Here is a 13,303-nt window from a genome sequence, read left to right as displayed (position 1 = left end):
GCGGCTAGAGCCGCGCTTCGAGGCGCGCGAGCAGCGCCTGCACCGGTGCCACCGCCGGCGCCTGCCATCCCGACTCGATTGCCGCAATCCGTTCGAACAGGCGTTCGCTTGCGGCGACGATGCGGCGCAGCGGCTCGTCGAACCCGGCGCAGATGTCCCAGTCGGCTGTCACAGGCTCGCCGATACGCGCGGCGCTATCGTTCGGACCGGCACCGGGGTCTCCCGCCATCATCGCGCGGCGGTGGAGCAGCCACGCGATGATGTGCATCAGCCGCGTCGTCGTCTTCAGCGATTCGCAAGCAAGCCCGATCTGGCGCAGGCTGTCGCCGGGGGTACGGCCAAGGTCGCGCTGCGCCGCAAAGGCGGCATGCGCCTCGTCGGCGAGGAGCATCGCGTCGACATAGAGATTTTCGACCTGCGCCCGCTGCACCGGAAGGCCCATCGCATCGCTGGCTGTTCGACCCGTTACCATGGGCGAAGAGATGGCACGCGGCCCCTCAATGCCGCAACGACGGTAACCATGAAATATGGATGGTTCGCCGTCCCGTTTTGAATCAGGCGATTATGTCGGGAACGAGTTGATCCTCGCACCACGAGATTTCGTCGCGCAGCCGCAGCTTGCGCTTCTTCATCCGCGCGAGCTGAAGTTGATCCGGAATGCCTGCGTCGCCAAGCGCGATGATCGCGGCGTCGAGATCGCGATGCTCGAGCCGAAGCAGTTCCAGACGTTGGGTGATTTCTTCGGGGTTCACTCCCCGCTCCTGCCACGATCGGCTGCGGTCTGCAACGGGCCGTCCGCATCGTGGACCGGCTGGCCGAATCGCGACGACATCGAACCCGATTCGTGATTTACTCGGACCTGCCAACACGAGTCGAAAAGGAGAATGGCCTATGACCACGTCGCACCTTTCCGCCCTGAAGTCCCGTCACGCGGACCTCGACGAGAAAATTGCGAATGAGGAGCGCCGCCCCAGCCCCGATACGGCGTTAGTGGCGCTGATGAAAAAGAAGAAATTGCGTATCAAGGAAGAAATGGCCGCGACCGCCTGACCGTCGCCTGACCGCTACCGCCCCGCTGACACCTTCCCCCCGGAACGGTCAGCGCCGGCGGTAGAGAGGTCCGTTCAACGCCGAAATATGAGGCGGAACTTCCATTTTCTGAACGACTTGGCGACGAACCGCCTGCGGATCGACGGGGTGGTCGAACGCGATGCCGAACTTGCCTTCGCCGATCCAGACCACCCGGCCCGGCACGAAGCCGACATTCTTCAGTTCGATCTCGATCGTCATACCCTGCGCGATACCGCGCGTCGGCGCTTCGGCAAGCATGCCGCCCGCAGAAAGATTTCGGACCCGCACGACAAGCGGCGTCGGCTGCCCCGGTGCAAGCAGGCTGGCCTGCATGAACAGGCTGTCGCGGTCGGCGCTGCGCGATAGCGAAGCGACCTCTTCGTCGACCGATAAAGGTTCACGCGATTCCATTGCAACCTATCCCCGCGCTGAATGTCAGACGCCGAATCTAGAAGCCAGCAATTGCGGAAACGTAAATGGCCGGGGCGATAACCCCGATCCTGATCCGTTTCGGGTCAGTCCTCGCGCGAGATGCGTTCGTTGCGCTCGTGGCGTTCCTGCGCCTCCAGCGTCATCGTCGCGATCGGGCGCGCCTGCAGTCGCGCGAGCGAGATCGGCTCGCCGGTCACCGCGCAATAGCCATATTCGCCTTCGTCGATACGACGCATCGCCGAATCGATCTTGGCGATCAGCTTGCGCTGGCGGTCGCGGGTGCGGAGTTCGATCGCCCAGTCGGTCTCGCTCGACGCGCGGTCGGCCAGATCGGGTTCGCGCAGCGGTCCGTCCTGCAAATGGGCGAGCGTCGATTCGGATTCGCTGAGAATCGACTTTTTCCACGCGAGCAGCAAATTGCGGAAATATTCCTGCTGCCGCTCGTTCATGAACTCTTCGGTGTCGCTCGGCACATAGTCCGAATCGAGGTTCGACTTCGCTTCCAGGAGCGCGTCGGCGCCAACATCGGCAATCTGGGTTGGCATAAAGGGCTTTTCGCGTCCTTTCCTGTCCCTTGCCGCCCGGAACGGACAGCCAGGGGAATGCGCCGCGCCTATAACCAGCCCCAAGGGGCGACACAAGCGCCGAAGCAGCGGCTAGCGACGAAGCGCTGAAGCAAAGCTGAACCGGGCGTCGATGAAGGCGGCGCCCAGAGGCTCGCCGGGCGCTCAAAATTAACCAATAGGGCCGAATCGAAGGCGTTATCGTTCTGATTTGGGACAGTAATGCTGATTTCTGTTGATTCCGGACCCCTTTTCCCGATCACGGACAGACAAACGCAGTTAACGCAATGGACGCATTCATAAAGCTTTGGCCATTTGGCCCTAGCGGGAGGTGCAACAGGACGCCCCTGTCGCACCTGCAACGGGAAAGAGAGAGAAATATATGTCTGTCCGGATGGCCCTCGCCAAGCTTTGTGCCTGCACTTGCGGTGGCGCGCTGATCGGTAGCGGCGCGATGCAGATCGCCGACGTGCCGAAGGCGCGGGCATCGACCGTGCAGTCCTGCACGCCGTGCGGCCCGAAGAAGAAGGCGGTCGTGCGCAAGCGCTATGCCGCGAAGAAGCCGGTGAAGCGTATCCGCCGCGTCGTCACGACGAAGCGCGTGATCCGCACCGCGACTCCGCAGCAGCAGGTCGTCACGCAGACGATCCCCCTGCCCCCGATCCCCTATGCCCCCTTCCCGCAGCGCGGTTGGGAAGGCGGCGGCGGTAGCGGCGGCGGCGTGACCGTGATCGGTGGCGGATTTGGCGGCGGCTTCGGCGGCGGTTTCTTCGGTGGCTTCTTCGGCGGCAGCTCGGGCGGCGGCAGCAGCGGCAGCATCGTCGTCACTTCGACGACCACGGGCGGGGTGTCGACCTCGACCAGCTCGACCTCGGGCGGCGTGTCAACCTCGACGGGCGGCGTCTCGACCTCGACCTCGACGGGTGGCGTTTCGACTTCGACCGGCGGTGTCAGCACTTCCACCGGCGGCGTTTCGACCTCGACCGGTGGCGTCAGCACTTCGTCGGGCAACGTCTCGACCTCGTCGGGTAATGTCAGCACCTCATCGGGCAATGTTTCGACCTCGACCGGCGGCGTGAGCACCTCTTCGTCGAGCAGCAGCTCGTCGTCGAGCTCCTCTTCGTCTTCGTCGAGCTCGTCCTCGTCGGGTGGCGGCAGCTCGTCGAAGGGCAGCTCGGGCTGGGGCAGCTCGTCCAAGGGCGGCTCGTCGCACGGTTCGTCGGGCTGGGGCAGCTCGTCGCGCGGCGGCAGCTCGGGCGGATCGAGCAGCAGCTCGTCCTCGTCGAGCTCGTCATCCTCTTCTTCGTCGAGCAGCACCTCGTCGGGCGCGACCAGCACCAGCAGCAGCTTCGGCAGCACCGGTTCGTCGTCGAGCAGCAGCTCGTCCTCGTCGAGCTCGTCATCCTCTTCTTCGTCGTCGAGCTCGAATGGCAGCAGCAGCCACGGCGGCTCGTCGGGCGATCCGACCCCCGTGCCGGCGCCGCCGATGATGATCCTGTTCGGTGCCGCTGCAGCTGCGCTCGTCGCGCGCCGCCGCGCCGCGAACCGCAACGACGACGACGCCAACGCGGCATAAACCTATCCACTGGCGGTTGCGGGGGGCTACCTGCACCACCTGACTGAGGGCCGTTCCCGATGGGACGGCCCTCTTTTCATGTCGGCCGCAAATAGTTTGCCATATGGCGAACTATTATCTATAGTTCGCCATATGGTGAACCAACAAACCGCCCTCGACACTGTATTCCACGCACTGGCCGATCCGACGCGGCGGGCTGTGATCGGTCGCCTGTTGAAAGGCGCAGCACCCGTGACCCGCCTTGCCGAGCCGTTCGAGATGGGCCTGCCTGCTTTCCTCAAGCATCTGACCGTACTCGAAAGCTCTGGCTTGATCCGGTCGGAGAAGGCGGGGCGCGTGCGCACCTGTCACATCAACGCCGATCGGCTCGCGGCGGCGGAAGGCTGGCTCGCCGAGCAGCGCGCCGTCTGGCAGGGCCGCACGGACCGTCTCGCCGCCTTCGCCGAAGCCCAACACCCCCCGGAGACCAGGATATGAGCACCGAAACCGAACTCACCATCTCGCGCCTGATCAAGGCGCCGCCGGCCGTCGTGTGGAACGCATGGAGCGTTCCCGAAAATCTGGCGAAATGGTGGATCCCCGCCCCCATCGAATGCCGCGTCGATACGCTCGACCTGCACCCCGGCGGCGGCTTTGTGACAAAAATGCGCGAAGACGGCGGCGAGTGGCAGGCGCATGTCGACGGCTGTTTCCTCGAGGCTGTACCCGAAAGGAAGCTGGTCTTCACGACTGTCCTCACCGAAGGCTGGCAGCCCGTCGAGCCATGGCTCGCGCTGACCGCGATCCTGACCTTCGAGCCGCAGGACGGCGGTACGCTCTACGCCGCGCGCGTGCTCCACAAGAGCGCCGAAGACAGTGCGAAGCATGACGAGATGGGCTTTTACGAAGGCTGGGGCACCGCGATCGGCCAGCTCGCGCGGCTGGTCGAGCGCTAAACCGGGCTTGCGCCGCGCGGGCGCCCCCGCCATAGCGCGGCGCATGCACGATATCCGCCTGATCCGGGAAAATCCCGAAGCGTTCGACGCCGGCCTCGCGCGCCGCGGTCTCGAACCCCTGTCCGCCCGGATCGTGGCGGCAGACGCGTCGCTGCGCGCCTTGCAGACCGAAATTCAGGGATCGCTCGCACGCCGCAACGAGGCCTCGAAGCTGATCGGTCAGGCGATGGCGCAGGGCGACAAGGACAAGGCCGAAGCGCTGAAGGCCGAAGTCGCCGAGCTGAAGACGGCCCTTCCCGCCAAGGAAGACGCCGAACGCGAGCAGCTTGCGGCACTGCAGGACATCCTCGCCGCGCTGCCAAACATCCCGGCAGCCGATGTGCCCGACGGCGAAGACGAGGACGGCAATGTCGAGATTTCGCGCTGGGGCACCCCGCGGACGTTCGACTTCACGCCGCAGGAACATGCCGATTTCGCCCCCGCGCTCGGCCTCGATTTCGAGACCGCGGCAAAAATGTCGGGTGCGCGCTTTGCGTTTCTGCGCGGCCAGATGGCCCGACTCGAACGCGCGCTCGGCCAGTTCATGCTCGACATGCAGACCGGAGAACCCGGCTATGTCGAATGCGCGACACCGTTGATGGTCCGCGACGAGGCGGCGTTCGGCACGACCCAGTTGCCGAAATTCCGCGAGGATCTGTTCCAGACCACCGACGGTCGCTGGCTGATCTCGACCTCCGAGATGAGCCTGACCAACGCGGTGCGCGAGGACATCCTGCCCGAGGCCGATCTGCCGATCCGGATGACCGCGCTCACCCCCTGCTTCCGCTCCGAAGCCGGGTCGGCAGGGCGCGACACGCGCGGCTATATCCGCCAGCATCAGTTCTGGAAGGTCGAGCTGGTCTCGATCGTGCGTCCTGAAGACAGCGAGGCCGAACTCGAACGCAAGACAAGGGCAGCCGAGAAGATACTGGAAGCACTGGAACTTCCCTATCGCAAGATGCTGCTTTGTAGCGGCGACATGGGCTTTGCAGCGCGCAAGACCTATGACCTTGAGGTCTGGCTGCCGGGTCAGGACAGCTATCGCGAGATTTCGAGCTGTTCGAACTGCGGCGACTTTCAGGCACGCCGCATGAACACGCGCTTCCGCCGCGAGGACGTGAAGGGCAACGAATTCGTCCATACGTTGAACGGATCGGGCCTCGCGGTCGGCCGCACCTTGGTGGCGATCCTCGAAAATTATCAGCAGGCCGACGGCAGCGTCACGATCCCGGCGGCACTGGTGCCCTATATGGGCGGGATCACCAAGCTGACTTCAGCAACCTAAACCATCGTCATCCCGGGCTTGATCCGGAACCCGCCTTTCTTCGACTTCCAGACAAGGCAAGCCCCGGATCAAGTCCGGGGTGACGAAGATAGAAAGACAAGACCGTGCGCATCCTCCTCACCAACGACGACGGTTATCACGCGCCCGGCATAGCCGTGCTGGAGGCGATCGCACGCCAGCTCAGCGACGATATCTGGGTGTGTGCGCCTGCCGAAGAACAGTCGGGCGCGGGGCACTCGCTGACCCTGTCGCGTCCGGTGCGCATCCGCCAGCATGGTGAACGCCGCTGGTCGTGCAGCGGCACCCCGACCGACTCGGTGATGATGGCGATCGGCAAGCTTATGCCCGAAAAGCCCGACCTGATCCTGTCGGGCGTCAATCGCGGCGCCAACCTTGGCGACGACATCACTTACTCGGGCACCGTTTCGGCGGCGATCGAAGGCGCGCTCGCGGGCATCCGGTCGATCGCGCTCAGTCAGGTTTATGCCAAGGAAGGCATGGGCGACAGCGTGCCGTTCGAAGCGGCCGAAGCGTGGGGCGCGAAGGTACTGCGCCCGCTTCTCGACATGCCGATGGCACCGCGCACCCTGATCAACGTCAATTTCCCCGCGATCCCCGCCGCCGAGGTGCAGGGCATCCGTGTCACGCGGCAGGGCTTCCACGACTATGGGCGCGGCTCGATCGTCGAGGGTACCGACCCGCGCGGCTATCGCTATTACTGGTTCGGGCTGCACGGCATTGAGCATAGCCTGGGTCATGACAGCGACCTGGAGGCGATCGACGACAATCATATCTCGGTCACCCCGCTTCAGCTCGACCTGACGCATGACGCTTCGCTTGCAGCGTTGCGCGGGGCCTATGCCACGGAAAAGGCTGGCTAGCTTTCATCCCATTGCTTTGGCAAAGGGGTGACATGGGGCCGCCGAGATATTTTCTCCTGCTTGTTTCCAGCGCCACGCTGGCCGGATGCATTCCGGCCTCGACCGCGCCTGCCCCGCGCCCTGTTCCCCCGCAGTCGACGGGCTATCCGGCAGCACCCGATTATGAACGCCAGTCGGTCGACGTCGTCGGCGGCGACGCGCACCCGACCTGGACGCTGAAATCGGTCGCAACCGATGCCCGACAGGTGAGCGCGTCGAGCTACACGGTTCGTCCGGGCGATACGCTGCGCTCGATCGGCGAGATGAGCGGTGCCGGCTCCGAAGCAATCGCGATGGAGAATGATCTGGCCGCGCCCTACACATTGCGTGCCGGGCAGCAGCTGCGTATTCCTGCCGGCCTCTACCACCGCGTCGGCGCGGGTGAGACCGGGATCGGTATCGCGCGTGCCTATGCGGTCGATTGGGGGGAGGTCATCACGATCAACGCGCTCAGCGAACCCTATATCCTGCGTGTCGGCCAGCGCCTGCGCCTGCCCGCCCATGCGCGGCCGCAGCATCCGGCGAGCATCGACGTCGCCTCGCGCGCAGCCGCGTTCAAGCTCGACATCGACGATATTGCGACCGGCAGCCAGCCCGCCCTCGCCGCGAGCAGTGCGCCCGCTGCGGCATCGGCCGCGCCGCGACGACCGGTTACCACCGCCATCGCCACCCCTGCCGCCTTCACCGGCCGCTTCGTCTGGCCGCTGTCGGGCAAGGTCATCGGCAGGTTCGGCCCACTCGCCCCCGGCAAGGTCAATGACGGGATCAACATCGCGGCGCCCAAGGGCACCCCGATCCACGCCACGGCGAATGGCATCGTCGCCTATGCCGGCGACCAGATTGCGGTCTATGGCGGGCTGATCCTGATCGACCATGGCAGCGGCTGGGTCAGCGCCTATGGCCATGCCGGGCAGATCGACGTCCGGCGCGGTCAGGCGGTCAAGGCCGGCGACGTCATCGGCCTGTCCGGTGCGACCGGGCAAGTCCAGACGCCGCAGCTCCATTTCCAGCTCCGCAAGAACCGCACGCCGGTCGATCCGCTCAAGCAGTTGCCTGCGCGATGAGCAAAAGACCGAACCCGAAGCTTCAGATCCAGAGCGGCCTCCATCTGCTGAAGCGCGCTAGCAAATGGCCGATATGGGCCGACGTCATTACACGGCTCAGCGTCGCCTTTTTCCTGATCGCGATCGTCGTTCTGGTTCACTGGATCGATCGCGCGGGGCTGAAGGACAGCCACGACGGGCAGATCAGCTTCCTCGACGTCGTCTATTTCACGATGATCTCGGTCACCACCACCGGCTTCGGCGACATCGCGCCGGTGTCCGACCGGTCGCGGTTGATCGAGGCGGTAATCGTGACCCCGATCCGCATCATGGTGCTCTTCATTTTCGTCGGCACCGCCTATAATTTCGTCATCAAGCGCACATGGGAAAAATGGCGTATGGCCCGCATCCAGGCAAAACTCACCGACCATATCGTCGTGCTCGGTTATGGCACCAGTGGCGCCGAGGCCGTGCGCGAACTGATCGCGCGCGGCACCGACCCGTCGTGCATCGTCGTGATCGATCAGGCGCGAAACAGGATCAACGCGGCGGAAGCGGCCGGCTGCAACGTGATGGAAGGCGATGCGTCGAACGACGACACGCTCGTCGATGTGCGGATCGGCGAAGCGCAGTCGGTTCTCGTCTCGGCCGGCCGGGACGACAGCTCGATCCTGATCGTGCTGACCGTGCGCCACCTCGCGCCGAATGTGCCGATCAGCGTGGTCATCCGCGCCCAGGACAATGAGTTGCTCGCACGGCAGGCGGGCGCGAACAATGTCATCAACCCGGTCAGCTTCACCGGCCTGCTGCTCGCGGGATCGGCGCAGGGCGAGCATGTCGCCGACTATATGGCCGACCTCGCCGCGATCGGCGGCAAGGTGCAGCTACGCGAGCGCCCGATCAGCGCCGAGGAAATCGGACGCAGCCTCGACCAATTGGCGAGCGGCGGCCGCGGGCTGCGCGTCTATCGCGGTGGCAAGCCCTATGGCTTCTGGGAGCCCGAGGTGCAGAAACTCGAACCCGGCGACATGATCGTCGAGGTCATCCGCTGCGAGCCCTGCGAGGCCGATTAGGCGCGCCAGTAAAGCCAGGCGGCCCACAGCCAGCCGATAATCAGCAGGGTGCCACCGACCGGCGTGATCGCCCCGAACCACTTCGGCGCGCCGAGCGCCATTGCATAGAGCGTCACCGAAAAGATCGCCGCGCCGACCAGCAAGGTGATGGCCGGGCCGCGCGCGAAGCCCATGATCGCGAGCGCCGCAACCGCATGGATCAGCTGATAGATACCACCGGTGCGCAGCCATTCGGCTTCGGTTGGCCCCGCCGCGCCATGCGCACCGAACGCGCCGGCCGCCACGGCCATCGCCGCCGAAATCGCCGCGAAAACTCCAATCATCTGCCGCCATCCTTCCTGTCAGGGTTGCAGCGATCCATGCGCCAGCGCGCGGCGCGTGACAAGCCGGGCAAAATGCCCTATGCGCGCCGCCAATCATGACAGTCAAAACACTCCCCACCCAGCCGAAGGTCGGCATGGTGTCGCTCGGCTGCCCGAAGGCGCTCGTCGACAGCGAACGGATTCTCACCAAGCTGCGCGCCGACGGCTATGGTCTGTCGCCCGACTATGCGGGCGCCGACGTCGTGCTCGTCAACACCTGCGGCTTCCTCGACTCGGCGAAGGAAGAGAGCCTCGAAGCGATCGGCGAAGCGATGGCCGAGAATGGCCGCGTCATCGTCACCGGCTGCATGGGCAACGAGGCCGAGGTCATCCGCGCCCGCTTCCCGAACGTGCTCGCGGTCACCGGCGCACATCAATATGAGCAGGTCGTCGATGCCGTCCACGACGCCGCACCGCCCACCCAGGGTCCGTTCATCGATCTTGTCCCCGAGGGCGGGCTGAAGCTTACCCCGCGCCACTACAGCTATCTGAAGATTTCCGAGGGCTGCAACCACAGCTGCTCCTTCTGCATCATCCCCGACCTCCGCGGCAAACTCGTCAGTCGCCGCATCGACGCGGTGCTGCGCGAGGCCGAAAAGCTCGTTGCCGCCGGGACCAAGGAACTGCTGGTCATCAGCCAGGATACTTCGGCCTATGGCGTGGATATACGCCATGACCCGCGTCAGTGGCACGGCCGCGAGGTGCGCGCACACATGACCGACCTCGCGCGCGAGCTGGGCCAGCTCCGCACAAGCGAAGGCCGCGCCCCGTGGGTGCGCCTCCACTATGTCTACCCCTACCCGCACGTCGATGCGGTGATCCCGCTGATGGCCGAAGGGCTGCTGACGCCCTATCTCGATATCCCTTTCCAGCACGCGGCACCGAGCGTCCTCAAGCGCATGAAGCGCCCCGCGAACGAAGCGAAGGTGCTCGAGCGGCTGAAAAGCTGGCGCCAGGTCGCCCCCGACATCTCTATCCGTTCGAGCTTCGTCGTCGGCTTCCCCGGCGAAACCGAAGCGGATTTCCAGTATCTCCTCGACTGGCTCGACGAAGCGCAGCTCGACCGTGTCGGCGCCTTCCGCTTTGAACCCGTCGCCGGCGCGCAGGCTAATGCGCTCGACGATCAGGTACCCGAAGAGGTCAAGGAAGAGCGCTATCAGCGCATAATGGCGAAAACCGCCGCGATCAGCGCCGCCAAGCTGGAGGCCAAGATCGGCCGCACGCTCCCCGTGATCATCGACGAAGTCGGTGAAGCGGACGAAGACGGCAGCATCGGCGCCACCGGCCGCAGCCAGGCCGACGCGCCCGAGATCGACGGCCATGTCTATCTTCGCGACGTCGCGGAAACGCTGAAACCCGGCGACATCGTCGACGTCGAAATCGAGGACGCCGACGAACATGATCTGTTCGGAGTGGTAGCCGCCTGATCGCAAAAAGCAGGGAACGACTTTAACGCGTTGATAGTAGGAAAGGATCATCAACGGGGAAGAGGTCATGCGCGCGATCAAAGGATTGACGGCGGCGATAGTTTTGACGGTGCTTCTGGCAGGCTGCAATCCCGCCAAAGGCGGGGCCGAGGCGCCTCCCCATGCCACCGACAAGGCGCCCTATCCCTCTCAGACGTCGCTGATCGCGGTGCCGATTGACGCCGACATTGGCCCGCTCAAGGCGCAACTCGAACGTGCGGTGCCCAAGACGCTGTGGACCATCAACCAGCGTGAGCGTGCCTGCGTCAAGCCGCAACGCGTCAAGGTTTTCGGCAGGAAGATCAAGGTCACCCCGCCGATAGCCTGCACGATCGTCGGCCAAGTCACGCGCGGTGCCTTGCGATTCCGCGGCGAAGGACAAGAGATCGTCATCGACATGCCGATCAGCGCAACGGTCGCCGCGCGCGACGTCGGCGGCGTGCTGAAGGGCGAGACGGCGACGGGGTCGGCGATGGTCCATGCGCGCATCCGCATCGACCTGACGTCCGACTGGCGGATGCAGGGCAAGGCGCGGATCAGCTATGGCTGGACCAAGGCACCGGGGATCGATTTCCTCGGCAAGCGGATCACCTTCACCGATCAGGCTGACGCCAAGCTGGCGCCCGTGATCGCCGGCGTCGAGCGCGAGGTGAACCGCGAGATCGGCAAGATCAACCTGCGCAGTCAGGCCGCCTACATCTGGCGGCAAAGCTTCACCTCGCTTGAGCTCAATCGCGAAAATCCGCCGGTCTGGATGCGCGTGACGCCGCAGCGGATCCTCTATGGCGGCTACCGTCTGAACGGGCAGAAGCTCAATCTCAACCTCGGCATTGAAGGAGTCACCGAAACTTTTGTTTCCGAACGCCCCGACGATCCGAAGCCGACCCCGCTGCCAAAGCTGATCCGCGAGACCCCGCGCCCGCATCTCGATATCCGCGTGCCTGTGATCGCCGACTATGCGCAACTACAACCGGTGGTCGATCGCGCGCTGGCGAAGCGTGCCACGAGGCCCTTCGTGCTGCCGAAGCTGGGACCGATGATGGTCAAGTTCGGGCCATCGACGATCTATGGTTCGCCGGGCGGACGGATCGCCGTCGGGGTCGATGTTGAGGCGAAGCTGGAAGCGCGCAGCGGCGAACCGACGCGCGGCACGATCTGGATGACCGCGATCCCGGTGAACGAGCCGGGATCGGCGCAGGTCCGCTTCACCGACATCATCGTCAACGGCGACACCGACGGGGTCGGCGGCGACCTGTTGATTCTGATCGGGCAAAGCGAAGGCTTCGCGCCGCTCATCGCCGACGCGCTGACCCAGAATTTCACCAACGACCTTGAAAAACTGAAGGGCAAGATCCGGCGCGCGGTCGATCAGCGGCGTGAAGGCGCGTTTGTGATCCGCACCCATGTCGACGGGTTTGAGACCGGCGAGATCACGGCTTATGGCAACGGCCTGTATCTGCCCGTCAGGATGACGGGTGGAGCGACCGTAAACTATCGGCCGACGCGTTGATCAGAACAGCCGCGTGATGGCGTAAAAAGCGGCGGCAACGACCGCGCTGGCCGGGATGGTGATGAACCATGCCGCAACGACATTGCTCGCAACGCCCCAGCGAACCGCACTCGCGCGGCGGGCAACGCCGGCGCCGATAATGCTGCCGGTGATCGTGTGCGTCGTCGAAACCGGAATCCCGAGCAGGCTTGCGGTGAACACCACGATCGAACCGCCGGTCGAGGCCGCAAAGCCCTGATGGTGCGACAGTTTGGTGATCCGGCCTCCCATCGTCTCGATAATCTTCCAGCCACCCGACAAGGTGCCCAGACCGATCGCGATATAGCAGCTGATCGCCACCCAGTGCGGGACGTGGAATTCACCGGTCAGATAGCCGGTCGAATAGAGAAGGACGGTGATGACCCCCATCGTCTTCTGCGCATCGTTGAGCCCGTGGCTCAGCGAATAGGCGGCCGACGAAAAAAGGTGCAGCGTCCGGAACGTGCTTTCGGCGAATTTTGCGCTCGCGCGGCGCAGCGCCCAACTGCTGAGCAGCATCACCAGCATCGCGAGCAGCATCCCGAGCATCGGCGACAGGAAGATCGCGAGCACCGTCTTGTTGAGCCCGGTCCACTCGATCCCCTCGAACCCGGCATGCGCGACACCAGCGCCGACGATACCGCCGACGAGGGCATGGCTCGACGAGGAAGGAATGCCCTTCAGCCAGGTCACGACGTTCCAGAACATCGCGCCTACGAGCGCGCCAAACACCACCGCGGGGGTCACCAGATCCTTGTCGATGATCCCCTTGCCGATCGTCTCGGCCACCTTGTGCAACTCGGGAAAGGCAAGGCTGAGGAAATAGGCCGCGAAGTTGAAGAAAGCGGCGAAGATCACCGCCTGCACCGGGCGCAGCAGCCGCGTCGCGACGACGGTCGCGATGCTGTTCGCGGCATCGTGCAGGCCGTTCAGAAAGTCGAACGCCAGCGCGAGGAGGATCAGCGCGACGAGGAGCGGAAAAGCGAGTTCGTGCATCGAAAATGTCCCCG

Annotated in this window: 16 protein-coding genes; 9 read left to right on the top strand and 7 right to left on the bottom strand. The window is 64.7% G+C overall.

Annotated features, from left to right (window positions below; translation table 11 throughout):
- Positions 1–4: 4 nt before the first annotated feature.
- Positions 5–442, bottom strand: coding sequence for a DUF1465 family protein (locus ACQY80_RS12855; RefSeq protein WP_428680238.1), 438 nt, complete (start codon positions 440–442; stop codon positions 5–7).
- Between the two features lie 112 nt (positions 443–554).
- Entirely contained in the window at positions 555–752 is a 198-nt protein-coding gene (locus ACQY80_RS12850; RefSeq protein WP_428680236.1) for a YdcH family protein, read from the bottom strand.
- A 139-nt stretch (positions 753–891) separates the two neighbouring features.
- On the opposite strand from ACQY80_RS12850, the gene ACQY80_RS12845 reads away from it, so the two are divergent.
- Positions 892–1,050: a YdcH family protein gene (locus ACQY80_RS12845; RefSeq protein WP_428680234.1), complete on the top strand. Its 159-nt coding sequence runs from the start codon at positions 892–894 to the stop codon at positions 1,048–1,050.
- Between the two features lie 48 nt (positions 1,051–1,098).
- On the opposite strand, the gene ACQY80_RS12840 is transcribed toward ACQY80_RS12845, so the two are convergent.
- The 3 genes from ACQY80_RS12840 to ACQY80_RS12830 form a co-directional block, all read right to left on the bottom strand.
- Complete coding sequence (locus ACQY80_RS12840) at positions 1,099–1,482, bottom strand: PilZ domain-containing protein (protein ID WP_428680231.1); 384 nt, start codon at positions 1,480–1,482, stop codon at positions 1,099–1,101.
- 104 nt (positions 1,483–1,586) lie between these two features.
- Positions 1,587–2,048: an RNA polymerase-binding protein DksA gene (gene dksA, locus ACQY80_RS12835; protein ID WP_428680229.1), complete on the bottom strand. Its 462-nt coding sequence runs from the start codon at positions 2,046–2,048 to the stop codon at positions 1,587–1,589.
- A gap of 684 nt (positions 2,049–2,732) precedes the next feature.
- Complete coding sequence (locus ACQY80_RS12830; protein WP_428680226.1) at positions 2,733–3,617, bottom strand: hypothetical protein; 885 nt, start codon at positions 3,615–3,617, stop codon at positions 2,733–2,735.
- Positions 3,618–3,774: 157 nt separating this feature from the next.
- Here ACQY80_RS12830 and ACQY80_RS12825 point away from each other — a divergent pair, with 157 nt between their 5' ends.
- The 6 genes from ACQY80_RS12825 (at position 3,775) to ACQY80_RS12800 (ending at position 8,937) form a co-directional block, all read left to right on the top strand.
- The gene (locus tag ACQY80_RS12825; RefSeq protein ID WP_428680224.1) at positions 3,775–4,119 is read left to right on the top strand and encodes an ArsR/SmtB family transcription factor; all 345 of its coding nucleotides are present in this window, start codon (positions 3,775–3,777) and stop codon (positions 4,117–4,119) included.
- On the top strand, positions 4,116–4,577 hold the full coding sequence (locus ACQY80_RS12820; RefSeq protein WP_428680221.1) for an SRPBCC family protein: 462 nt from the start codon (positions 4,116–4,118) through the stop codon (positions 4,575–4,577). The genes ACQY80_RS12825 and ACQY80_RS12820 overlap by 4 nt, the downstream gene beginning before the upstream one ends.
- Positions 4,578–4,620: 43 nt before the next feature.
- Positions 4,621–5,901 carry a serine--tRNA ligase gene (serS, locus tag ACQY80_RS12815; protein WP_428680219.1) on the top strand — a complete coding sequence of 427 codons (1,281 nt, stop codon included), beginning with the start codon at positions 4,621–4,623 and terminating at the stop codon, positions 5,899–5,901.
- Positions 5,902–6,005: 104 nt separating this feature from the next.
- Positions 6,006–6,782: a 5'/3'-nucleotidase SurE gene (gene surE / locus ACQY80_RS12810; protein WP_428680216.1), complete on the top strand. Its 777-nt coding sequence runs from the start codon at positions 6,006–6,008 to the stop codon at positions 6,780–6,782.
- Positions 6,783–6,814: 32 nt separating this feature from the next.
- Positions 6,815–7,885 carry a peptidoglycan DD-metalloendopeptidase family protein gene (locus tag ACQY80_RS12805; protein ID WP_428680213.1) on the top strand — a complete coding sequence of 357 codons (1,071 nt, stop codon included), beginning with the start codon at positions 6,815–6,817 and terminating at the stop codon, positions 7,883–7,885.
- Positions 7,882–8,937, top strand: coding sequence for a potassium channel family protein (locus ACQY80_RS12800; protein ID WP_428680210.1), 1,056 nt, complete (start codon positions 7,882–7,884; stop codon positions 8,935–8,937). Before ACQY80_RS12805 ends, ACQY80_RS12800 begins: the two co-directional genes overlap by 4 nt.
- Here the strand turns inward: ACQY80_RS12800 and ACQY80_RS12795 are convergent.
- The gene (locus ACQY80_RS12795; RefSeq protein WP_428680207.1) at positions 8,934–9,260 is read right to left on the bottom strand and encodes a DUF423 domain-containing protein; all 327 of its coding nucleotides are present in this window, start codon (positions 9,258–9,260) and stop codon (positions 8,934–8,936) included. The genes ACQY80_RS12800 and ACQY80_RS12795 overlap by 4 nt on opposite strands.
- A gap of 95 nt (positions 9,261–9,355) precedes the next feature.
- Between ACQY80_RS12795 and rimO the strand changes: the two genes are divergently transcribed.
- Together rimO and ACQY80_RS12785 are read left to right on the top strand one after the other, a co-directional pair.
- Complete coding sequence (rimO, locus tag ACQY80_RS12790; protein ID WP_428680204.1) at positions 9,356–10,726, top strand: 30S ribosomal protein S12 methylthiotransferase RimO; 1,371 nt, start codon at positions 9,356–9,358, stop codon at positions 10,724–10,726.
- A 67-nt stretch (positions 10,727–10,793) separates the two neighbouring features.
- The gene (locus ACQY80_RS12785) at positions 10,794–12,275 is read left to right on the top strand and encodes a DUF4403 family protein (protein WP_428680201.1); all 1,482 of its coding nucleotides are present in this window, start codon (positions 10,794–10,796) and stop codon (positions 12,273–12,275) included.
- On the opposite strand, the gene ACQY80_RS12780 is transcribed toward ACQY80_RS12785, so the two are convergent.
- Entirely contained in the window at positions 12,276–13,289 is a 1,014-nt protein-coding gene (locus ACQY80_RS12780; protein ID WP_428680199.1) for an anion permease, read from the bottom strand.
- Positions 13,290–13,303 lie beyond the last annotated feature (14 nt).

The organism is Sphingopyxis sp. (genome assembly GCF_965279755.1).
In the GTDB taxonomy this organism is placed as follows: Bacteria; Pseudomonadota; Alphaproteobacteria; order Sphingomonadales; family Sphingomonadaceae; genus Sphingopyxis.
The sequence above is the reverse complement of the archived record's forward strand: the minus strand, read 5'-3'. Positions and strand labels throughout refer to the sequence as shown.

Bases quoted from the DNA above. Each gene is read 5' to 3' on its own strand.
- ACQY80_RS12855 (WP_428680238.1), bottom strand. From the start codon at position 442: ATGGGCCTTCCGGTGCAGCGGGCGCAGGTCGAAAATCTCTATGTCGAC.
- ACQY80_RS12845 (WP_428680234.1), top strand. From the start codon at position 892: ATGACCACGTCGCACCTTTCCGCCCTGAAGTCCCGTCACGCGGACCTC.
- ACQY80_RS12840 (WP_428680231.1), bottom strand. From the start codon at position 1,482: ATGGAATCGCGTGAACCTTTATCGGTCGACGAAGAGGTCGCTTCGCTA.
- dksA (WP_428680229.1), bottom strand. From the start codon at position 2,048: ATGCCAACCCAGATTGCCGATGTTGGCGCCGACGCGCTCCTGGAAGCG.
- ACQY80_RS12825 (WP_428680224.1), top strand. From the start codon at position 3,775: ATGGTGAACCAACAAACCGCCCTCGACACTGTATTCCACGCACTGGCC.
- ACQY80_RS12820 (WP_428680221.1), top strand. From the start codon at position 4,116: ATGAGCACCGAAACCGAACTCACCATCTCGCGCCTGATCAAGGCGCCG.
- serS (WP_428680219.1), top strand. From the start codon at position 4,621: ATGCACGATATCCGCCTGATCCGGGAAAATCCCGAAGCGTTCGACGCC.
- ACQY80_RS12805 (WP_428680213.1), top strand. From the start codon at position 6,815: ATGGGGCCGCCGAGATATTTTCTCCTGCTTGTTTCCAGCGCCACGCTG.
- ACQY80_RS12800 (WP_428680210.1), top strand. From the start codon at position 7,882: ATGAGCAAAAGACCGAACCCGAAGCTTCAGATCCAGAGCGGCCTCCAT.
- ACQY80_RS12795 (WP_428680207.1), bottom strand. From the start codon at position 9,260: ATGATTGGAGTTTTCGCGGCGATTTCGGCGGCGATGGCCGTGGCGGCC.
- rimO (WP_428680204.1), top strand. From the start codon at position 9,356: ATGACAGTCAAAACACTCCCCACCCAGCCGAAGGTCGGCATGGTGTCG.
- ACQY80_RS12785 (WP_428680201.1), top strand. From the start codon at position 10,794: ATGCGCGCGATCAAAGGATTGACGGCGGCGATAGTTTTGACGGTGCTT.
- ACQY80_RS12780 (WP_428680199.1), bottom strand. From the start codon at position 13,289: ATGCACGAACTCGCTTTTCCGCTCCTCGTCGCGCTGATCCTCCTCGCG.